We start from the raw sequence: 20,868 nt of genomic DNA, 5'->3' as shown, positions 1-20,868 counted from the left end.
ATTTTCCCTATTTCCTCGTGTCGTCATCGCTGGCAGGGCCGGAGTCCGACTCGTCCTTCCAGTAGCGGTCGGGGTGGTTCAGCACCACGATCCGCGGCGTGCAGCCTTCGGGCCAGTGCCGGTGCCCATCGGGCACCGGATCAAGCCCTCCGGAATTCCAGGGGTGGCAGCGCGCGAGCCGACGAACTGCCAAATAAGATCCTCGCACAGCCCCGTGGACTGTGACGGCTTCGAGCGCGTAGGCCGAGCAGGACGGATAGAACCGGCACACCTGCCCGTAGAGAGGCGAGATGACGGCTCGGTACGCCGTGAGCAGCAGGATCAGCAGGTTGCGAGGGAGGTCCCATACAGCGCGTCCGACGACGGTCGCGGCCTTGGAGGGCATGCGCGCACCAGCGGCGTCGCTCACCGCAGCCATCAGCCAACCTCCGTTCCGTCGGGCGAAGCCCCGCTTTCCTGCGACGGCTCAAGCCTTCGCAGCGCCCCGCGGAGTGCGGATGCGTAGTCGCTGCGGAGGGCGGTCCAGTCCGCGGACGACGCGGCGGGCAGAGCGCGCACGACGACGTCGACACCCGTGGGCCTTTCCCTCAGGGTCTCTGCGCCAACTTCCCTCAGCCTCCTCTTAACGAGGTTCCGGGTGACAGCGTTCCCCACCGCCTTGGAGACGATGAAGCCGAACCGCGAGGGAGCGCCGTCGTCCGAAAGGGCCGCATACAGCACGACGTTCCGGCGCCCTTGTCGGACGCCGGAACGTACGGTATGCGAGAAGTCTGCGCTCGTGCGCAGCCGATGCCGGGCAGGAAGCATCCTGACCGCTAGAGCCGCGTCACTGCTGAGGCCAAGCCGGGTGCGGCGTCAGGCCGAGAGTTCCGAGCGGCCCTTCGAGCGGCGGGCGGCCAGGATGGCACGGCCGGCACGGGTACGCATACGAAGGCGGAAGCCGTGCTTCTTGGCACGACGGCGGTTGTTTGGCTGAAAAGTCCGCTTGCTCACGGTTGTCACTCCAGTGGTTCCGGGGCGTCTGCCCAGGGGGCGCGGGTGGCTCTGGCGGACGCTGTATAGGCGGTGCCTGCCGCCCCGCCGCGCCTCATGCCGGTCGCCATGGGCAGCATCAGCTGATTCCAACGGCGTCCGAGGGCATGCGACAGGACAGTAGACAGACACAAAGGACTTAATGACGTTAGGGCAGGAGCCGTCCGGCCGTCAAACTGGCGCGCGAAAACGCCAGCTCTCCGCGGCCTACGCCTCGAAGGCTGTCTCACACTGCGAAGCCAGCTCTCGGTTCTTTTTCCCCAGCTGTGGTGAATTGCACGTGCAGCCTGTGGACAGCGAGCTGGTGCGGCAGGCGCGGTGAACTCCATCAGTGTAATTCACTGACCCTCTCTCCCCAGTTCTCATCTGGATTCTCCGTACTCTAGGCTTGCTCAGTGCGCCCCCCTCCTGCATGTGGACAGCCATGTGGACAAAGGGAGCGGCGAAACCACTGGCAGAAGGCGGCGAGAAGGGCATATGGGCATTGAGGAGGCCAACGAGGCCAACACGGTTGGCAGCTCGTGGCGGCGCGTCGTGCGCTTGCTCGAGGAAGACGACCGCGTCTCGCCTCGGCAGCGCGGATTCGTTGCCCTCGCCCAGGCCCAAGGACTCATCGGATCGACGCTGCTCGTCGCCGTCCCCAACGAGCTGACCCGTGAGGTCCTCCAGACTCAGCTCAAAGAGCCGCTCGATACGGCCCTCCGCCTCGTCTTCTCAGACGACGTCCGCTGCGCCATCGACGTCGACACCGAGATGCTGCCGGCGCGGGAAGAGATCTTCGAGCCGGTCAAGCGCCAGGAAGCCATCCCGGACCTCCGCCCTGCCCCCACCCCGCCGAGCACGTCTCAGGAGTTCGGCCGGCTCAACCCCAAGTACACGTTCGACACGTTCGTGATCGGGGCATCCAACCGCTTCGCGCACGCGGCGGCCGTTGCGGTGGCCGAGGCTCCTGCCAAGGCCTACAACCCGCTCTTCATCTATGGCGACTCGGGACTCGGGAAGACGCACCTCCTGCACGCGATCGGCCATTATGCGAGGCGCCTCTACACGGGTATCCGGGTGCGCTACGTGAACTCGGAGGAGTTCACCAACGACTTCATCAACTCGATCCGCGACGACGAGGGAACCAGCTTCAAGACGACGTACCGCAACGTCGATCTCCTGCTCATCGACGACATCCAGTTCCTCGCGGGCCGCACGGGAACCATGGAGGAGTTCTTCCACACGTTCAACGCCCTCCACAACAGCAACAAACAGGTCGTCATCACCTCGGACCAACCGCCGAAGGCCCTGCATGGCTTCGAGGACCGCATGAAGTCCCGGTTCGAGTGGGGCCTCCTGACCGACATCCAGCCGCCGGACCTCGAGACCCGTATCGCGATCCTCCGGAAGAAGGCGAACAGTGAGGGCCTGTACGCACCGGACGATGTGCTCGAGTACATCGCTTCCCGGATCGCCTCGAACATTCGCGAACTCGAGGGCGCACTCATCCGGGTCACGGCATTCGCGAGCCTCAACAAGCAGCCGGTCGACGTTGCCCTTGCCGAAATGGTCCTCAAGGATCTCATCACCGACGATTCCGCCCTCGAGATCACAGCGGACCAGATCCTCCAGGAGACGGCGGCCTACTTCAAGCTCACCATCGAAGAGCTCAACAGCAAGTCCCGGACGAGGACTCTCGTGACCGCGCGCCAGATCGCGATGTACCTGTGCCGTGAGCTCACGGACATGTCGCTTCCGAAGATCGGCCAGGTCCTCGGCGGCCGCGACCACACGACCGTGATCCATGCCGACCGGAAGATCCGAGAGCTCATGGCGGAGCGACGGGCAATCTTCAACCAGGTCACCGAGCTCACGAACAAGATCAAGCAGGCCCAGCGGGGGGTCTGACGCCAGCCGCATTACGGCCTCGTCCCGCCCTGTGCAGGGACTGTCGGAAGCCGAACAGCTTTCTTGTCATTCCTTATTAACAGCAGGCTGTGGACAACCCTGTGGGCGGTTAAGTGCACATCCCCCTTCAATGGCCTTAAAAGTCCCCCAGGGGTTGTGGAGAGAGCGAATGACAAGAATCTGGGCTTCCACAGCCGGTCGCCTGTCCATCCGCACGCACTCAACACTTCGTGAACAAGCTGACCCCGCGTCGTCGCTGGTCAGAAGAGGGTTTTCCACAGTTTCCACAGCAGTTATTAACACCACGAATCCCAAAAAATCTGAGATCCGTTAGACAACAGGAACCCCGCCTCCACGCGCTTGGCCCATCCAAGCCACTGAAGACCACCGGCCGTTGAACGAGCCGCCGATCTTGCGGCTAAGCTGTCCCCAGTGCGCACAGGGCCATGCACCAATCTGCGCAGCGCCACGCACCGAAATCGTTGAAAGGCGGGAACCCTTCCGTGAAGTTCCGAGTCGAGCGGGATGTCCTCACCGAGGCAGTGAGCTGGGCGGCACGTTCCCTCTCCCCTAGGCCTCCGGTCCCCGTCCTCTCCGGCCTCCTGCTCAAAGCGCACGACGGCGTTGTCAGCCTGAGCAGCTTCGACTACGAAACATCCGCACGGCTTGAGATCCCCGCTGAGATCAGCACCGAAGGTACGATCCTCGTTTCCGGGCGCCTCCTGGCCGATATCTGCCGCAGTCTCCCTGCCGCACCCGTAGACGTCGAGACTGACGGCTCGAAGGTCACGCTCACGTGCCGCCGAAGCTCGTTCCACCTCGCAACCATGCCCGAAGCGGAATACCCGCCGCTTCCGGCGCTGCCACCCCTGACAGGAGCCGTCTCCGGGGACGCGTTCGCCCGAGGCGTCTCCCAGGTGATCATCGCCGCGAGCCGAGATGACACCTTGCCGATCCTCACCGGTGTTCGCATGGAGTTCGAAGACGAACTCATCACCCTCCTCGCAACCGACCGGTACCGGCTGGCGCTCCGTGAAATCCCGTGGAAGCCGGCGTCGCCGTCTGTGTCGACGAGCGCACTCGTCAAAGCAAAGACCCTCAACGAAGTGGCGAAGACCCTAGGCGGGGCAGGCGAGCTCAACATCGCCCTCGCAGACGACGACTCGCGCCTCATCGGCTTCGAAAGCGGCGGCCGCACCACGACGTCGCTCCTCGTCGATGGCGATTACCCGAAGATCCGCTCGCTTTTTCCCGAGACCACGCCGATCCACGCGATCGTTTCCACCCAGGAGCTCGTCGAGGCGGTGCGCCGCGTCTCTCTGGTCGCCGAACGCAATACCCCCGTCCGGCTGGCGTTCTCGGACGGCCTCGTGGCGCTCGACGCCGGCACGGGCGAGGACGCGCAGGCCTCCGAAGAACTCGAGGCCCACCTCACTGGCGAGGACATCACCGTGGCCTTCAACCCCCACTACCTGATCGAGGGACTGAGCGTCATCGAAGCTCCGTACGTGCGCTTCTCCTTCACGAGTGCGCCCAAGCCCGCGATGCTCACGGCCCAGCGGGAGCTCGAGGGCGACGACGAGATCGGCTACCGCTACCTCGTCATGCCAGTCCGTCTCCCCAACTAGGCGGCGATCCCGCTAGCTCGGAACCACACGCCTCGTCGAAAGGAACACCATGCACTTTGGATTGATCGGCCTCGGCAGGATGGGCTTCAACATGCGCGAGCGGGCACGCCGCGCCGGCCTTGAGGTGACGGGCTACGACCGGAACCAGGACGTCGCCGACGTCGCATCGATCGAGGCCCTCGTCGCTGCTCTGCCGACTCCGCGCGTCGTCTGGGTCATGGTCCCGGCGGGTGAGATCACGGACGCGGTGGTCAAGGAACTCTGCGAGAAGCTCTCCGAGGGCGACCTCGTGATCGACGGCGGCAACTCACGGTTCACCGAGGACCAGCGGCACGCGGCTGAACTTGCCCAGAAGGGGATCCACTTCGTCGACTGCGGTGTGTCCGGTGGCGTCTGGGGGCTCCAGAACGGCTACGGCCTCATGGCCGGTGGCGAAGCCGAGGACATCGAAATTGCTATGCCCATCTTCGACGCGCTGCGCCCCGAGGGCGAGCGCGCGGACAGCTTCGTCCACGTGGGCGGGATCGGCGCCGGCCACTACGCGAAGATGGTTCACAACGGCATCGAGTACGGCCTCATGCAGTCGTACGCCGAGGGGTACCAGCTCCTGGCGGCCAAGGACATCATCACGGATCTCCCGGGGACGTTCCGCGCGTGGCAGAAGGGCACCGTCGTCCGCTCGTGGCTCCTGGACCTCCTGGTCAAGGCTCTCGAGGAGGACCCGGGACTCGACAACATCGGTGACTACGTCGAGGACTCGGGCGAGGGGCGCTGGACCGTCGAGGAAGCCATCGCCAACGCGATCCCTGCCCCGGCCATCACGGCCGCCCTCTTCGCACGGTTCGAGTCGCGTGAGGACAGCTCGCCTGCGATGAAGATGGTCTCCGCGCTGCGCCACCAGTTCGGTGGCCACGCGACGCGTCCTGCCAAGTAGCAGGGTCGGGGAAAGGACGGTCTCGTCCCGGTGTACGTCGAACGGCTTTCGCTCACGGATTTCCGGAGCTATCCGCAGCTCGACCTCACCCTCGAGCCGGGGCCGACCGTCCTCGTAGGCCCCAACGGCGTCGGCAAGACCAATGTCGTGGAGGCCCTCGGCCTCCTTTCGACGCTGTCCTCGCACCGAGTTTCCTCGGATGCCCCACTCGTGGCGTTCGGCGCGAGCCAGGCGATCGTCCGTGCAGGTTTCGTGCGGGGCGCGCAGCGGTCGCAGCTTGAGCTCGAGATCAATCCGGGCAAGGCGAACCGGGCTAGGATCAATAGGGGCGCTCCGCGACGTGCGAGGGAACTGCTCGGCATCGCCCGAACGGTCCTGTTCGCGCCCGAGGATCTCGCCTTGGTCAAGGGCGATCCCTCGGCACGCCGCCGGTTCCTCGACGAGCTCCTCACTGTCCTCGTGCCGCGCCACGCGGGAACCCGCTCAGACTATGAGCGGGTTCTCAAGCAACGGAATGCCCTGCTCAAGTCCGCTCGCACGTCGCGCTCTCGCGGTGGCCGCGTCCCTGACGCCCACGGAGCCACCGTCGAGTCGACGCTCGACGTCTGGGACCAGCACCTGGCGAAGGTCGGCGCCGAGCTGCTGGCCGCGCGCCTCGCGCTCGTGGAAAGACTGCGACCGCACGTCGCGGCCGCGTATGCGCAGTTGACCGATGGTTCGAAGGCAGCCGAGCTCGCCTACCGCTCGTCCATCGAGGGTTTCGTGCCGGATGATGATGCTGAGTCCGCTGATCGCTTGCCTGAGCGCTCCCCTGAGGGCGACCCCGGCGGCGGCTCCGCGCCGTCGTCTGTCTTGTCGGCTGAGCTCGAGACTCTCAGCGTTGACGAGATCGGCGCGCGGTACCTCGCTGCGCTTGCGGCCGCCCGCCCGGCCGAACTCGAACGCGGGCTTTCCCTCGTTGGCCCGCATCGCGACGAGCTTGAGCTCCTCCTCGGCCAGGCCCCCGCGAAGGGGTTCGCCTCGCACGGGGAGACGTGGTCGTTCGCGCTCGCCCTCCGCCTCGCGTCCTACTACGTGATGCTCGACGATTCGACCGTCGAGGGAGACGAGCCGATCCTCATCCTCGACGATGTCTTCGCCGAACTCGATGTCGCCCGGCGTACGCGGCTCGCCGCGATCGTCGCGAGGGCCGAACAGGTCCTCGTCACGGCGGCGGTCGACGGCGACATTCCGCCTGAGCTTTCTGGGCGACGCGTCCGCGTTGTCCCCGGGGGCACCGAAGAGGCCGACGACGCCGCGCACTCGCGGGGTGCGGAGCCCAGCGCCGTGGAACCCAGCGCCGTGGAACCCGGTCTCGAGGGCGCGTGATGGCGGACGCTGATCAACCCGAGGTTGACGCAGCCCAAGCGGCGCTCAACCGGGTCCGCCAAGCCGCAGAAGCCCGGGGTGAGACGCGGACCCGGACGACGGGTTCGCTCGTCCCTGCCGCTCCCGGATCTCCCGCCCGGCGAGGCACGCGGCGCAGAGGTGAGCCAGGCTATGGGGGTCGCGATCCGCTCGGGCTCGGCAGCGTCGTCCAGCGAATGGTTGCCGAGCGCGGCTGGTCCTCTCCCGTGGCGGTCGGTTCCGTCATGGCCCGCTGGCCGGAACTCGTGGGCCGCGAGGTCGCGGCGCACTGCACTCCTGAGAGCTTCGAGGACACGACGTTGCGGGTCAGGTGCGATTCGACCGCCTGGGCAACCCAGCTTCGCCTGCTGAGCACGGCACTCCTGGACCGCTTCGCGCGCGAGCTTGGCCCCGACGTCGTGCGCACGCTCCAAGTGCTCGGCCCGGCGGCGCCGAGCTGGCGGAAGGGGATGCGGAATGTCCGCGGCCGGGGCCCGCGCGACACGTACGGATAAATCTCCCTCGGGACTCTTGACATGGGAAGCCGGAAATCCCTGTCTGTGCCTCTCTCGGGCCGGGACCCACACTCCCCCTTAGACGCCCGCCCGCTGAGCCGCCATTTCGCCCCTTAAAGGCCTCCCATGGGCACCGGCCGGGCGCGTGTGTCCGGGATCGCGCGGCGAACCCGGTAGAATTGAGACGTTAAGCCTGCCTACCAAAAGAGGGGTCGAGACCGCCTGTGGCTGACGAGAGCGCAGCGAACGTGTCCAACGAGCATGCGACCAACCCGCCGAATGCTCCTAGGGAATACGGGGCGAGCAGCATCACGGTGCTCGAAGGCCTCGAAGCAGTCCGCAAACGCCCTGGCATGTACATCGGATCGACCGGTCCCCGCGGCCTCCATCACCTTGTCTATGAGGTGGTCGACAACTCGGTGGATGAGGCCCTCGCCGGGTACTGCGACCACATCCAGGTAACGCTCCAGCAGGATGGCGGCGTCCGCGTCGAGGACAACGGCCGCGGCATCCCGGTCGACATCCACCCGACGGAGGGCAAGCCCACCGTCGAGGTTGTCATGACGATCCTGCACGCGGGCGGCAAGTTCGGCGGTGGCGGGTACACCGTCTCGGGCGGCCTGCACGGCGTCGGCATCTCGGTCGTGAACGCACTCTCGACCCGCGTCGACACGGAGGTGCGCCGGCAGGGCCATGTCTGGAGGATGTCGTTCCGCGATGGCGGGCACCCGGTGGGCAGCCTCGTCGAGGGCGAAGAGACGGACGCGACCGGTACGATCCAGACGTTCTACCCAGACCCCTCGATTTTCGACAGCGTCGAGTTCGACTTCGAGACGCTCCGTGCACGCTTCCAGCAGATGGCGTTCCTCAACAAGGGCCTGCGCATCACCCTCACGGACGAGCGCACGGCCCAGGTCGACGAGGAGGAGCTCGCCGACGAGCAGGAGCATGCTCCCGAGCACCGGACCGTCGACTACAAGTACGACGAGGGCCTGCTCGACTACGTCAAGCACCTCAACTCCTCGAAGAAGATCGAGGTCATCCACGAAGAGGTCATCGCGTTCGACAGCACGGACAGTGAGCGCGGGATGGCCCTCGAGGTTGCGATGCAGTGGACGACTGCCTACGCCGAGTCGGTGCACACGTACGCGAATACGATCAACACCCACGAGGGCGGCACCCACGAGGAAGGCTTCCGCGCGGCGATGACGTCGCTGGTGAACCGGTACGCGCGCGACAAGGGGATCCTCAAGGAGAAGGAAGACAACCTCACGGGCGACGACGTGCGCGAGGGCCTGACCGCCGTCATCAGCATCAAGCTTGCAGAGCCGCAGTTCGAAGGGCAGACGAAGACGAAGCTCGGCAACTCGGAGGCGAAGGGCTTCGTCCAGCGCGTCGTGACCGACCAACTCGGCGACTGGTTCGAGCGCAACCCAGGGCCGGCCCGCGACATCATCCGCAAGGCGATTCAGGCCTCGCAGGCTCGCATGGCGGCTCGCAAGGCCCGTGACAACGCACGCCGCAAGAGCCCGCTCGAATCGTTCGGCATGCCGGGCAAGCTCTCGGACTGCTCCTCGAAGGACCCGTCGGAGTGCGAGGTCTACCTCGTCGAGGGCGATTCGGCCGGCGGTTCCGCCAAGCGCGGGCGCAACCCGAAGACGCAGGCCATCCTGCCCCTCCGTGGCAAGATCCTCAACGTCGAGCGGGCGCGCCTCGACAAGGCGCTCGGGAATGCTGAGATCCAGTCGATGATCACGGCTTTCGGCACGGGCATCGGCGAGGACTTCGACATTGCCAAGCTGCGCTACCACAAGATCGTGCTGATGGCCGATGCGGACGTCGACGGGCAGCACATCACGACGCTGCTTATGACCCTGCTGTTCCGCTACATGCGGCCGCTCATCGAGAACGGCTACGTGTACCTCGCGCAGCCTCCGCTGTACCGGATCAAGTGGTCCAACCACGCGCACGACTACGTGTACAGCGACCGCGAGCGGGATGAGATGATCCGGGTGGGCCTCGCGAACGGCCAGCGGCTCCCGAAGGAGAACGGCATCCAGCGGTACAAGGGCCTCGGCGAGATGGACTACACGGAGCTGTGGGACACCACGATGGACCCGGATCGACGCACGCTCCTCCAGGTGACCATGGAGGACGCCGCCGCGGCCGATCAGACCTTCGCGGTGCTCATGGGCGACGACGTCGAGTCCCGCCGCCACTTCATCCAGCAGAACGCCAAGGACGTCCGCTTCCTGGACATCTGACGCCGGGCCCGCGTCCCGCCAGATGAACCAGAGCAACCAGAGGAGACATTCATGAGCGACGAGACTCCCGATACTCCCGGCCTCGGACCGGACGGCATGCCCACCGGACCGCTCGCCGAGGGAGCCCTCATCGACCGTGTCGAGCAGGTGGACCTGCAGACGGAGATGCAGCGTTCCTACCTCGACTACGCGATGGCGGTCATCGTCGGCCGCGCGCTGCCCGACGTGCGCGACGGCCTCAAGCCGGTGCACCGGCGAGTCCTGTACGCGATGTTCGACGGCGGCTACCGTCCGGACCGCGGGTTCAACAAGTGCGCGCGCGTCGTCGGCGACGTCATGGGCACCTACCACCCCCACGGCGACATGGCGATCTACGACGCCCTCGTGCGCCTCATCCAGGACTGGGTCATGCGGTACCCGCTCGCGCTCGGCCAGGGGAACTTCGGCTCCCCCGGCAACGACGGCGCCGCGGCACCTCGGTACACCGAGACCAAGATGGCCCCGCTCGCCATGGAAATGGTCCGGGACATCGACGAGGAGACCGTCGACTTCCAGGACAACTACGACGGCAAGAACCAGGAGCCGACGATCCTGCCGGCGCGGTTCCCGAACCTGCTCGTCAACGGCTCCTCGGGCATCGCCGTCGGCATGGCCACGAACATCCCGCCGCACAATCTGCGCGAGGTGGCCGACGGCGTCCAGTGGTACCTGCAGAACCCGGAGGCCTCCCGGGAGGAACTCCTCGAAGCGCTCCTTGAGCGCATCAAGGGCCCCGACTTCCCGACCGGCGCGACGATCCTCGGCCGCCGCGGGATCGAGGACGCCTACCGCACGGGCCGCGGCTCGATCACGATGCGTGCCGTGGTCAACGTCGAGGAGATCCAGGGGCGCACGTGCCTTGTTGTCACGGAACTGCCCTACATGGCGAACCCGGACAACCTCGCGATGAAGATCGCAGAGCTCGTCAAGGACGGGAAGCTCCACGGCATCGCCGACCTCCGGGATGAGACCTCTGGCCGCACAGGTCAGCGCCTCGTGATCGTCTTGAAGCGCGACGCGGTCGCGAAGGTTGTGCTCAACAACCTGTACAAGCACACGCAGCTCCAGGACAACTTCCCCGCGAACATGCTCGCGATCGTCGACGGCGTGCCGCGCACGCTCTCGCTCGACGCGTTCGTGCGCCACTGGGTGACCCACCAGATCGACGTGATCGTGCGCCGCACTCAGTTCCGGCTGCGGAAGGCCGAGGAGGAAATCCACATCCTCCGCGGCCTGCTCAAGGCCCTCGACATGCTTGACGAGGTCATCGCCCTCATTCGCCGATCCCCCACGGTGGAGGAGGCCCGCGACGGTCTCATCGCGCTCCTCGAGATCGACGAGCTTCAGGCGCGTGCCATCCTCGACATGCAGCTTCGCCGTCTCGCTGCCCTCGAACGGCAGAAGATCCAGGACCGCAACGACGAGCTCGAGGCCCAGATCGCCGAGTACCGCGAGATCCTCGCGGACCCGGCACGCCAGCGGGCGATCATCTCGGAGGAACTCGGCACGATCGTCGAGAAGTACGGCGACGACCGCCGGACGCGCATCCTGGCCGGCTTCGGCGGCGAGATGAGTGTCGAGGACCTCATCCCCGAGGAAGAGATGGTCGTGACCATCACACGCGGCGGATACGTCAAGCGGACCCGCAGCGACCAGTACCGGCAGCAGGGCCGGGGCGGCAAGGGAGTTCGGGGCGCTCAGCTGCGCGGGGACGACGTCGTCGAGCACTTCTTCGTCACGACCACGCACCACTGGCTCCTGTTCTTCACGAACCTCGGCCGCGTGTACCGCGCGAAGGCGTACGAGCTCGCCGAGGGCGGACGCGACGCGAAGGGCCAGCACGTCGCGAACGTCCTCGCGTTCCAGCCAGACGAGCGCATTGCCCAGGTCCTCGATCTCCGCGACTACCAGCAGGCCCCGTACCTCGTGCTCGCCACGAAGGACGGCCTTGTGAAGAAGACACGGCTCGAGGACTACGACACGAACCGCACGGCCGGGGTCATCGCCATCAACCTGCGCGATGGGGACGAGCTCGTCTCCGCCCAGCTCGTCTCAGAGACCGACGACCTCATGCTCGTCTCACGGCACGGCCAGTCCGTGCGCTTCACCGCGGACGACGACGCGCTGCGTCCGATGGGCCGCGCGACGAGCGGCGTGACCGGCATGAAGTTCCGGGACGACGACGAACTCCTCGCCGCGGACGTCGTGCGCGAGGATTCGTACGTCTTCATCGTGACCGAGGCCGGCTACGCGAAGAAGACGGCCGTCGACGAGTACCGCCGCCAGGGGCGCGGCGGCCTCGGGATCAAGGTTGGGAAGTACCAGGAGGGCCGCGGCCACCTCATGGGCGCGCTCATCGTCAACGACGAGGACGAGGTCCTCGTCGTCATGGAGGGCGGCAAGGTCGTCCGTTCCGCCGTATCGGGTGTGCCCGCGACAGGTCGCGACACAATGGGCGTCATTTTTGCCCGCCCTGACGACGGCGACCGCATCATCGCGGTGGCGAGGAACACCGAGCGTGGGCTCACCGAGGCCGTCGAGGGCGAGGTAGTCGATGCCGAGATCGAACCGGTCGACGACAGCGAGCAGGCTCAGGATGCCGTAACGTTGACCGGAGACTCTGTCGAGAACCCCGGAGGTAACGAGTGAGCACGCCCGAGAATGAAGCCCGTCCCGGGGGCTACCAGGTGACCCCACCGGCCCGGCCCCCGCAGCGGCCAGCCGCGGCACCGGCGTCGTCCGGAGGCTATCAGCCTCGTGGCGCGCAGGCTCCTGCAGCTGCGACCCAACGGCCCAGCGTCAGCCCGGCGGCAGCGGGTCAGCGCCCGGCGGCCCGTCCGGCTCAGCGGCCGCCTCTCGGCGGTGCCCCGACTCAGGGCCTCGTTCGCCCTGCGCCCAAGGCCAAGCAGCGGCGCGCTCGACTCCTGGTGAGCAAGGTCGACCCGTGGTCGGTCCTCAAGATGGCGTTCCTCCTCTCGGTGGCCCTCGGGATCGTGACCGTTGTCGCCTCGATCGTCCTGTGGACCGTCCTCGACATCACCGGCATCTTCGACAAGATCAATGGTCTCCTCGGGCAGGTTGCCGGGTCGGAGAGCGGTGGCTTCGACCTCAAGAAGGTTGCCTCGCTGGGCCAAGTGGCCTCGTTCGCGACGATCATCGCAGTGGTCAACGTTGTGCTGCTCACTGCCCTGTCGATGCTCACGGCAGTGCTCTACAACCTCGCTTCGGCGCTCGTCGGTGGCATTGGAGTCACCCTCACTGACGACTAGTCCGGATTTGGCCGGGCTGCCCTCGGTGCTGTAGAGTCTTATCTCGGCCCGAGGGCGATACGGACCTTAGTGTCGTACGGTCGATCGGGGCGTATAGCTCAGGCGGTTAGAGCGCTTCGCTGATAACGAAGAGGTCCCAGGTTCAAGTCCTGGTACGCCCACGGAACCTGCTTTTCCACCTTCGGAGGTGCCTGTTGAAGAAGCTGATTGCACTCGCGATCGCTGCTGCTGCGGGCGCCTTTGTTGTCAAGAAGATGCAGGAATCCGAAGCCCAAAAGAAGGTCTGGAGCACCACGACGGACAACGTCGAGTAGCTCGAGTCCTGCGGGTACCGCGGGGGCATGGCGCAATTGGTAGCGCACCTGCTTTGCAAGCAGGGGGTTAGGGGTTCGAGTCCCCTTGCCTCCACCGCACGGTCCCGGTTCCACTTGAAGAGAGTGGAGCCGGGACCTTTTTTCGTGCCGTCACCCGCGCTCCCGCCCGGTTGTGAACTCCCAATCAGTCTCGCATCCGCGTGTCTAGCGGAGACACGGAACCCGAGCGGGCACAAGCGGGCCGGAGCGTTGAGCCGACCCTGACGGGCGCATGACGGGCGCACGGCTTGAGCTGGCCAGAGCCTAGAGTGGTCGGGTGACCCTCCTTCTCGCGGCCCTTGGCGTGCTCGGCGTCTCTTCTTCCGGCCCCCTCATAGCAGCCACGATGGCTGGCAGCTCGGTCACGGCGCTCGCCATCGCGTTCTGGCGCAACGCTCTCGCAGCCGTCGTAATGGCCGCGCCGGTGGCGATCCGCGAGCCGCGCCAGTTCCGCCTGCTCGGGCGGCGCGAGTACCTGTGGTCCTCTCTTGCCGGCACCGCCCTCGCGTTCCATTTCGTGTGCTTCATCCTCTCGTTGACGCTGACCTCGGTCGCGGCCGCCACCGCCCTCGTCTGCCTCCAATCGGGGTGGATTGCCGTCTTCTCGCTACTGCGCGGCCGGCGGCTCCCGCGGGCGGTGGTCGTCGGCCTGGGCATCTCCTTCCTCGGAGTCGTAGCCATCACCGGATTGGACGTCGGCGGCACGCACGAGGCCCTGCTCGGAGATCTGCTCGCCGTGGCAGGCGGAATCCTGGCAGGCCTCTACACAATGGCCGGAGGCCAAGCGCGGCGGACCATGGGCACGGGGACCTACACAACCCTTTGCTATGGCGTGTGCGCGGCCATCGTCGCGGTGCTCGCGCTCATCTCCGGGCAACGCTTGGGTGGGTTCGAGCCGATCGGCTGGGCCGGGATCTTCGCGATCACGATCGCAGCGCAGATCGTGGGGCACACGGCCTTCAACCATCTGGTCGCGATGCTGAGCCCGCTTGTCGTCTCGATGATCATCCTGCTCGAGATCCCCGGCGCGGCTATTCTCGCAGGGGTCTTTCTCCATCAGGTGCTGCCAGCCGGGACCTACGCGGGGCTCGCCTGCATTCTGGCCGGGCTAGCCGTTGTCGTCCTCGGACAGCGCAGGGCCAGGCGCGAGCGCCCGGTCGAGCCGGAGCTCGGCGCGGACTAGCCGATTCCCGCCCGCTTGGCCGCCGCCGTGTTCGCCGTGTGCACTGCACGGAGCAGCTTCGCCGGGAAGTAGATGGAGAAGAAGACGACCATGGGCGCCTTGAGTGCAATCTTCTTGACGTTGTGCGCCTTGTAGGTTCTGTCGAAGCGGGTCACGTAGTAGCGGTAGTCCCGCGGCGAGTCCTCGAGCCGCCGGGCGGACATGCCGGAGACCATCTCGGGCCAGTACTGGATGCGCATGCCGCGCTCGGCGAGGTGAAGGGAGAGATCGATGTCCTCGTGCATCTCGTCGTTCTCGTCCAGGCAGACCTCCCCGCGAATGGCCTCCCATGCGCTCTTGCGCAACGCCATGTTCGAGCCGAAGAGGAAATGGTACTGGTGCCTCGCGAGCCTAAGCATGAGCTGCCGCACCTTGTCGTCGGCCTTGAGCCCGAAGCGACGCATCGGCATGTCGTAGTAAACGACGGGACCCGTAGCAGCCTGCACTGAGGGGTCAGCAAACGCCCAGATGACCTCCTCGACCCAGTCAGGTTCGAGGACGGAATCCGCGTCGATGCGACCGATGATGTCACCGCGTGCGGCATCGAGCCCGAAATTCCGGGTGGGGATCAGCCCCTGCTCGGCGTCCTGGGAGAGGAGACGGACTCCCGCTTCGGGGTACTCCTGTTGCAGTTGGTCGACGATCTTCGCGGTGGCATCGGTGCTGAGGTTGTCGACGACGATGATCTCGAGGGCGGGCACCGACTGGTAGATCGCCGCAGTGACGCACTGCCGGATCACGCTCTCCTCGTTGTACGCGGGGATCACGATCGACACGCTCGGGCGTCCGATCGCGTAGGTCGACGCGGAGAGGGCGGGTCTGGGTGCCATCACTGGCCAATCTAGCAAAGGCAAGGAGGGGACCCGCCCGTGTGAGCGGATCCCCTCCGTGTCAGCACGGAAGTCCTCCGTGCCTGCGTGCGAGGTGTTTAGGACTCCCCGTCCTGGCTGGCGTTGTGGATGTCGCGCATCGCCGCCGTGGCATCCTTCGCGACGTGCTTGGCTTCGCCCTTGGCATCGCTTTCCTCGCCTTCTGCGGCCTCCGGGCCCATCGAGGTGTCGACGGCGGAGACAGGGGCGGGCTCGGCGGCGGCACCGGAGGCGTCGGTGGCCTCGGATACGACGGTGTCCTCAGCCGTCTCCTTCGTCGGAGTGGAGGCCGTAGGAGCCGAGGTGCTTCCTTGAGGCGCCGAGGCCACAGACTGCGACGAAGATGACGACGGCGGCGTCACCGGGACGGGCTTGACCGGAACGGGCGTCTTCCACGGGTCCTCGACCGGCTTCGCCGCGCGCCAGGCAGCGACGCCCGCGGCGACCGCGGCTGCCACCACACCGAACACGAGGAAGCCGCGCCCCTTCTTCTTCCCGGGCTGGCTCGTTGCCTGATGAGCGGCTTCTTGCGCCGCGGCAACTGCCTGCTTCGTGGCGGCGTCGGCCTGGCGCACGATGCCGGACTCTGCGAGCTTCTGAGCAACGGCGTCGACCTGCCCCGGAGCCGAGGAAAGACTGCGGTTCACCGTCTCTGCCGCGGTCGCGAGGCCCTCCGAGATGCGGGGAAGCATCTGGTCAGCAGCGTCCTTGATCACGGGACCGGCCTTGTCCACAGCCTCATGAATGCGCGGCGAGGTGGTGTCGACGAGTTCGCTGATCTTCGGGCCGAGGTGCGAAAGGCCCTCCTGGATCCTTGGGGTCACGACTGCCACGCCCTCAGCCAGGCTGTTCGCGGCGGTTTTGAGGCCCTCTTGGACCTTCGGGGAGGCGGCATCGAGACCCTGCTGGATCTTCGGGACGGCCCACTCCACGGCCGCGTCGACGCGGGGCTGGGCCCAATCGCGCGCGTTCTCGACGCTGGTCGTGACGGTCTTCTCCAATGATTTCTTCACAGCTACCTCCAGATATCTGCTAGGTCCATCGCCAGCCTACGAGAGCGAGACGCCGTATGCTACGAAAACGAGGCATTCCGTGCCATGGGGTTCCCGGATTTCACCCACCGCAGAACGCCCGAGGGTGCCCCGCAACCTCTGACGTGCCCGTGGAACAATGGCGGCATGAGTGCTAATGCAACCGCCAAGGCCACCATCCACACGAACCACGGCGACATCGTGGTCAACCTCTTCGGCAATCACGCGCCGAAGACCGTGAAGAACTTCGTGGGACTCGCGACGGGCGAGCAGTCCTGGACCCACCCGGAGACCGGCGAGGACAAGACGGGGACCCCTCTCTACAACGGCACGATCTTCCACCGCATCATCAAGGACTTCATGATCCAGGGCGGCGACCCGCTCGGCAAGGGCATCGGAGGCCCCGGCTACCGGTTCGACGACGAGATCCATCCGGAGCTGAACTTCAAGGAACCGTACAAGCTCGCCATGGCGAACGCGGGCGTCCAGGGCGGCAAGGGAACCAACGGCTCCCAGTTCTTCATCACGACCGTCGACACGAGCTGGCTCTACGGCAAGCACACGATCTTCGGCGAGGTTGCGGACGAGCAGTCGAAGAAGGTTGTGGACGAGATCGAGGGTGTCCGCACGGGCCTTCAGGACCGCCCGGTCGAGGACGTCGTCATCAGCTCGATCGACGTCGAGCAGCTCTAACCCTCCGCATGAGCTACGGAATGCCCCCCGCTGAGCCGGCCGCTCCCCCGGTTTGCCCACGCCATCCGGACCGCGTCTCCTATGTGAGGTGCCAGCGGTGCGGGCGTCCGGCATGCCCGGACTGCCAGCGGCCGGCCGCGGTGGGCATTCAATGCGTCGACTGCGTGCGCGAACTCGCGGCGCAGGGGCCTCGTGGTCCGTACGGAGGAAACCTCCGGCGGTCGGGCCAGCCCGTCGTGACCTGGGCGATCATCGGCCTGTGCGTGCTGGTCTACGTTCTCGAGTGGCTGTTGCCGAACGACGTCGTCTTCCAGGACTTCGCGTACGCGACCGTCCTCACCGGCACCGAGCCGTGGCGCATGCTCACGAGCGCCTTCCTGCACTCGCAGAGCTTCATCCTTCACATCGGGCTCAACATGTACACCCTGTGGATCTTCGGGCGGGTGCTCGAGCCGGTGCTCGGACGATGGCGCTATCTCTTGGTCTACCTGATTTCCGCGCTCGGCGGCTCGGTCGGATTCTTCCTCCTGACCCCGGTCTCCATGACCGCTGTGATCGGGGCTTCGGGCGCGATCTTCGGGCTCTTCGGGGCGCTCTTCGTCGTCGTTCGCCAGCGGGGAGGCAGCGTCCGCCAGCTCCTCGTCCTCATCGCCCTCAATGCGGTGTTGGGGTTTGTGGTCCCGGGAATCGCCTGGCAGGCGCACCTCGGCGGACTTGTCACCGGAGGGGTGACGACGGCGATCATTGCCTACGCGCCCCGCGGCCGGTACCGCCTCGCAGTCCAGATCGGCGGAATGGTCGCGGTGGTGGCGATCCTCGTGATCGTGACCGCCGTCCGAGCCGGAGGCCTGGGCCTCACGCAGCCCTCTACCGTCGGCACGTAGTCCCGCTGTGGACACTTGGTCCCGGTTTTCCACAGTGGCTATCCACAGTGTGCACAACTTACAGATCTGTAGTTAGACCACGGGGATCCCAGTGCTGACGGGAGCTGGAGCTCCTTGTGAGAGCCCAGCTCCCACCGCGCATTCCCCAGCTGTGGATATCGCTCCTGGAGTGGCTGTGGACTCAGCAGGCTAGGGACTGATTGGGGCTCAGACCCCGCGCTCAGGCCTCGCGGCTCAGGAGTTCGTCGAGGCGCTCGTAGCCCTCGTTCATTCCGTCCGTCATTCCAGCCTCGAGCATCGCATCGCGCGCGGCGACGGACTGGAACGTCGAGTGCACCGTGAGGCGGCAGCGCCCGTCTTCGAGCGGCTCGATCTCGGCTGCGTCGAGTGAAACGTGGCCCGGCGCCCCTTCGAACTCGAACGTCTGCACCATCCGGCGCGGCTCCGTCAGTTCATGGAAGGACCCGTGGAAGGCGAAGGAAAGCCCGTCGTCGTCGGATTGGACGAAGCGGTACGAACCGCCGCTCCGGGCGTCGAAGCGGTCGATCGTCGTCGCGTATCTGCGGGGCCCGATCCACTGGCTGAACAGTTCCGGATCGACGTGCGCCCGGTAGACGCGCTCTGCGGGGGCGTCGAACTCGCGGATCACATCCACAAACGGGAGTCCGGGCTCAGCGCTGACCTGGGTGGTCTTGGTCGTGGTCATGATGGTGTTCCTCCGATGCGAGAAGGGCGTCGAGGCGTTCATAGCGCTCCTCGACCAATTGGCGGTAGCCGTCCAGCCAAGCCGTGAGGCGGCCCAATGCGGCGGCGTCCAGATGGCAGGGGCGGCGTTGGGCGTCGCGACTGCGCGTGATCAGGCCGGCTTCTTCGAGCACCTTGAGGTGCTTCGAGACGGCCTGCAGGGTGACGGCGAACGGTTCGGCAAGTTCGTTCACCGTGGCGTCTCCCTGGGCCAGACGTGCTACAAGGCGCCGGCGCAGGGGATCCGAGAGAGCAGCGAAAGCGCGGTTGAGTCGGGTTTCCTCGGCGGTTTTGGGATTAGCGGTTGCAGTCTCCACAGGATGCCTTTCGGATGGACCATCAGGTAATCAACCGCTCTGTTTATCAACGATTTGGTTGAATAAAACCAGCTTAGGTCGCCGTATCGCGAAGGTCAAGAGGCTCTCGCCGCCCCTTGTCCACACGGGTTTTCCACAGTGTGGGTAACTTACAGCGCTGTAGTTTTCCCAGCTTTTCCCGCTCTGTAGGGCCTTCCAGGCGCCCAACCCCCTTAATGCAGCGGCTAATCCACACCTGTGGATAACTTTGGGGATACGGCCTGTTGGAAAGTGCACAACCCGAGCCCACTTCGGATTAGGCTCGGGCGGAGGAGGCCAGTGCCATGAGCAATCTCGAACTCGAGCCCCAGGAAACACTGTGCGGGGCGGACAACGTGGATAGCGCCGCGGTCGAACTGATCGTTCCCCGCGATGTGCCCCTCGGCGGCCCGCGGGCCATGGCCGTCCGGCGGACCCTGCCTTCGAAGGAGCGGAGCCTCATCGGCGCGTGGTGCTTTCTGGACCATTACGGCCCAGACGATGTCTCGCGCACAGGAGGGATGCGTGTTCCCCCTCATCCGCATACTGGGCTCCAGACGGTGAGTTGGCTGTTCACGGGCGAGATCGAGCACAGAGACAGTGCGGGTCACCAGGCGCTCGTCCGGCCGGGGGAGCTCAATCTGATGACGGCCGGCCGTGGAATCAATCACTCCGAGTATTCGACGTCTGGAACCACCGTTCTGCACGGCGCCCAGCTCTGGACAGCCTTGCCCGATGCCTCCCGCCACACCGACCCGGGATTCGAGCGCTATGTGCCGGAACCAGTCGCACTCGTGGACGTCCGAGGCGGACACGGAGGCGAGGCGCGCGTGTTCCTCGGATCCCTCCTCGGGTCCGTCTCCCCTGTGCGGACCTATTCGCCCCTCCTCGGCGCAGAGCTCACGCTCGAGCCGCACACCGCCGTCGTGCTTGATGTCGACCCCACCTACGAACATGGCGTCCTCGCTGACAACGGCGACGTCACCGTGGAGGGGACGAGGGTGCCGCAGGGCGTGCTTGCCTATCTGGCCCCTGATCGGGCCGCCCTTCGGCTCGCCAATGAGGGCGACGAGCCGCTGCGTCTTCTCGTTCTCGGCGGGACTCCCTTCGGGGAGGAGATCACGATGTGGTGGAACTTCGTCGGCCGGGACCACGACGAGATCGTTGGATACCGCGCGGCATGGCAGCGCGAAATCGGGGCCGAGACAGCGAGCAGGGGCGAGGAAGAGAGCGCGGCGCACGACGACGCGCGGTTCGGACCCGTCGTCGAGCTCGCCCGCGGGGAGGGCCCCCTTCCAGCTCCCGCGCTCCCCCACGTCCGCCTTCGCCCCCGCAGAGGCGCACGAGAAAGGAATCACGGATGACCGACCAGATCGACATCGTTCACGTGCCGGAGCGGCATCGCTACGAGCTTCGCGACGCGGACAAGCGCATCGGCATGGAGCTCTACCGGATCCAGGACGAGGGGTCCGTCTACGCGTTCGACCACACTGAGGTCGACGAAGGCTACTCCGGCCTCGGCCTGGCGAGTCGCCTTGTGAAGTTCGCCCTAGACGACATCCGATCGAAGGGCGCGCGGATCCGGCCGTACTGCCCCTACGTCCGAGCGTTTCTGCGGCGCCACCCCGAGTACCGCGACCTTGTGGTCGACGGCTTCGTGGAGCCTGAGGACTGAACTTCTCCACAAAGTTGTCCACATGAGTGGATAACTTACAGAGTTGTCATTCCTACCTCCTCTTCGGGCTTTCCCCCGCAATGGCGAGTGAGAGAGCCAGCTGAG

21 protein-coding genes and 2 tRNA genes are annotated in these 20,868 nt (G+C 66.1%); 16 read left to right on the top strand and 7 right to left on the bottom strand.

Features of this window, described 5'->3' with window-relative positions:
* Positions 1-7: 7 nt before the first annotated feature.
* The 3 genes from yidD to rpmH are packed head-to-tail and all read right to left on the bottom strand — an operon-like array spanning position 8 to position 993.
* Entirely contained in the window at positions 8-418 is a 411-nt protein-coding gene (gene yidD / locus LK10_RS05370; RefSeq protein WP_156144050.1) for a membrane protein insertion efficiency factor YidD, read from the bottom strand.
* Positions 418-807: a ribonuclease P protein component gene (gene rnpA, locus LK10_RS05365; protein WP_043120776.1), complete on the bottom strand. Its 390-nt coding sequence runs from the start codon at positions 805-807 to the stop codon at positions 418-420. The genes yidD and rnpA overlap by 1 nt, the downstream gene beginning before the upstream one ends.
* A gap of 48 nt (positions 808-855) precedes the next feature.
* On the bottom strand, positions 856-993 hold the full coding sequence (gene rpmH, locus LK10_RS21195) for a 50S ribosomal protein L34 (protein WP_005268235.1): 138 nt from the start codon (positions 991-993) through the stop codon (positions 856-858).
* A gap of 516 nt (positions 994-1,509) precedes the next feature.
* Here rpmH and dnaA point away from each other — a divergent pair.
* The 12 genes from dnaA (at position 1,510) to LK10_RS05310 (ending at position 14,493) form a co-directional block, all read left to right on the top strand.
* On the top strand, positions 1,510-2,922 hold the full coding sequence (gene dnaA, locus LK10_RS05360) for a chromosomal replication initiator protein DnaA (RefSeq protein ID WP_043120774.1): 1,413 nt from the start codon (positions 1,510-1,512) through the stop codon (positions 2,920-2,922).
* Between the two features lie 503 nt (positions 2,923-3,425).
* The gene (gene dnaN / locus LK10_RS05355) at positions 3,426-4,550 is read left to right on the top strand and encodes a DNA polymerase III subunit beta (RefSeq protein ID WP_043120772.1); all 1,125 of its coding nucleotides are present in this window, start codon (positions 3,426-3,428) and stop codon (positions 4,548-4,550) included.
* 49 nt (positions 4,551-4,599) lie between these two features.
* On the top strand, positions 4,600-5,484 hold the full coding sequence (gene gnd / locus LK10_RS05350) for a phosphogluconate dehydrogenase (NAD(+)-dependent, decarboxylating) (protein WP_043120770.1): 885 nt from the start codon (positions 4,600-4,602) through the stop codon (positions 5,482-5,484).
* Between the two features lie 30 nt (positions 5,485-5,514).
* Entirely contained in the window at positions 5,515-6,852 is a 1,338-nt protein-coding gene (recF, locus tag LK10_RS05345; protein ID WP_081998296.1) for a DNA replication/repair protein RecF, read from the top strand.
* Complete coding sequence (locus LK10_RS05340) at positions 6,852-7,385, top strand: DUF721 domain-containing protein (protein ID WP_043120768.1); 534 nt, start codon at positions 6,852-6,854, stop codon at positions 7,383-7,385. The genes recF and LK10_RS05340 overlap by 1 nt, the downstream gene beginning before the upstream one ends.
* A gap of 248 nt (positions 7,386-7,633) precedes the next feature.
* Positions 7,634-9,649, top strand: a complete 2,016-nt coding sequence (gene gyrB, locus LK10_RS05335; RefSeq protein WP_231567631.1) for a DNA topoisomerase (ATP-hydrolyzing) subunit B — start codon at positions 7,634-7,636, stop codon at positions 9,647-9,649.
* A 51-nt stretch (positions 9,650-9,700) separates the two neighbouring features.
* Complete coding sequence (gene gyrA, locus LK10_RS05330) at positions 9,701-12,337, top strand: DNA gyrase subunit A (RefSeq protein WP_043120764.1); 2,637 nt, start codon at positions 9,701-9,703, stop codon at positions 12,335-12,337.
* Entirely contained in the window at positions 12,334-12,957 is a 624-nt protein-coding gene (locus LK10_RS05325; RefSeq protein ID WP_052206986.1) for a DUF3566 domain-containing protein, read from the top strand. The genes gyrA and LK10_RS05325 overlap by 4 nt, the downstream gene beginning before the upstream one ends.
* Positions 12,958-13,044: 87 nt before the next feature.
* Positions 13,045-13,118: transfer RNA gene (locus tag LK10_RS05320), tRNA-Ile, on the top strand.
* 33 nt (positions 13,119-13,151) lie between these two features.
* A complete protein-coding gene (locus tag LK10_RS22550; protein WP_231567618.1) occupies positions 13,152-13,271 on the top strand; it encodes a DLW-39 family protein in 120 nt (39 codons plus the stop codon).
* Positions 13,272-13,292: 21 nt separating this feature from the next.
* Positions 13,293-13,365: transfer RNA gene (locus LK10_RS05315), tRNA-Ala, on the top strand.
* Positions 13,366-13,587: 222 nt separating this feature from the next.
* A complete protein-coding gene (locus tag LK10_RS05310; protein WP_043120762.1) occupies positions 13,588-14,493 on the top strand; it encodes a DMT family transporter in 906 nt (301 codons plus the stop codon).
* On the opposite strand, the gene LK10_RS05305 is transcribed toward LK10_RS05310, so the two are convergent.
* Both LK10_RS05305 and LK10_RS05300 read right to left on the bottom strand, forming a co-directional pair.
* On the bottom strand, positions 14,490-15,362 hold the full coding sequence (locus LK10_RS05305) for a glycosyltransferase (protein ID WP_052206985.1): 873 nt from the start codon (positions 15,360-15,362) through the stop codon (positions 14,490-14,492). The genes LK10_RS05310 and LK10_RS05305 overlap by 4 nt on opposite strands.
* A 98-nt stretch (positions 15,363-15,460) precedes the next feature.
* The gene (locus LK10_RS05300; protein ID WP_043120760.1) at positions 15,461-16,414 is read right to left on the bottom strand and encodes a hypothetical protein; all 954 of its coding nucleotides are present in this window, start codon (positions 16,412-16,414) and stop codon (positions 15,461-15,463) included.
* Between the two features lie 165 nt (positions 16,415-16,579).
* Here LK10_RS05300 and LK10_RS05295 point away from each other — a divergent pair, with 165 nt between their 5' ends.
* Both LK10_RS05295 and LK10_RS05290 read left to right on the top strand, forming a co-directional pair.
* On the top strand, positions 16,580-17,125 hold the full coding sequence (locus LK10_RS05295) for a peptidylprolyl isomerase (RefSeq protein WP_043120758.1): 546 nt from the start codon (positions 16,580-16,582) through the stop codon (positions 17,123-17,125).
* Positions 17,126-17,133: 8 nt separating this feature from the next.
* Entirely contained in the window at positions 17,134-18,009 is an 876-nt protein-coding gene (locus tag LK10_RS05290) for a rhomboid family intramembrane serine protease (protein ID WP_052206984.1), read from the top strand.
* A 220-nt stretch (positions 18,010-18,229) separates the two neighbouring features.
* On the opposite strand, the gene LK10_RS05285 is transcribed toward LK10_RS05290, so the two are convergent.
* On the bottom strand, positions 18,230-18,715 hold the full coding sequence (locus tag LK10_RS05285) for an SRPBCC family protein (protein ID WP_043120755.1): 486 nt from the start codon (positions 18,713-18,715) through the stop codon (positions 18,230-18,232).
* On the bottom strand, positions 18,681-19,070 hold the full coding sequence (locus LK10_RS21190; protein WP_081998295.1) for an ArsR/SmtB family transcription factor: 390 nt from the start codon (positions 19,068-19,070) through the stop codon (positions 18,681-18,683). Before LK10_RS21190 ends, LK10_RS05285 begins: the two co-directional genes overlap by 35 nt.
* Before the next feature lie 323 nt (positions 19,071-19,393).
* On the opposite strand from LK10_RS21190, the gene LK10_RS05275 reads away from it, so the two are divergent.
* A complete protein-coding gene (locus tag LK10_RS05275; RefSeq protein ID WP_043120750.1) occupies positions 19,394-20,452 on the top strand; it encodes a pirin family protein in 1,059 nt (352 codons plus the stop codon).
* Positions 20,449-20,763, top strand: coding sequence for a GNAT family N-acetyltransferase (locus LK10_RS05270; protein ID WP_043120747.1), 315 nt, complete (start codon positions 20,449-20,451; stop codon positions 20,761-20,763). Before LK10_RS05275 ends, LK10_RS05270 begins: the two co-directional genes overlap by 4 nt.
* Positions 20,764-20,868 lie beyond the last annotated feature (105 nt).

This window comes from Sinomonas humi (assembly GCF_000802235.1).
GTDB classification, from domain to species: domain Bacteria; phylum Actinomycetota; class Actinomycetes; order Actinomycetales; family Micrococcaceae; genus Sinomonas; species Sinomonas humi.
This window is presented reverse-complemented; position numbering and strand designations above follow the sequence as displayed.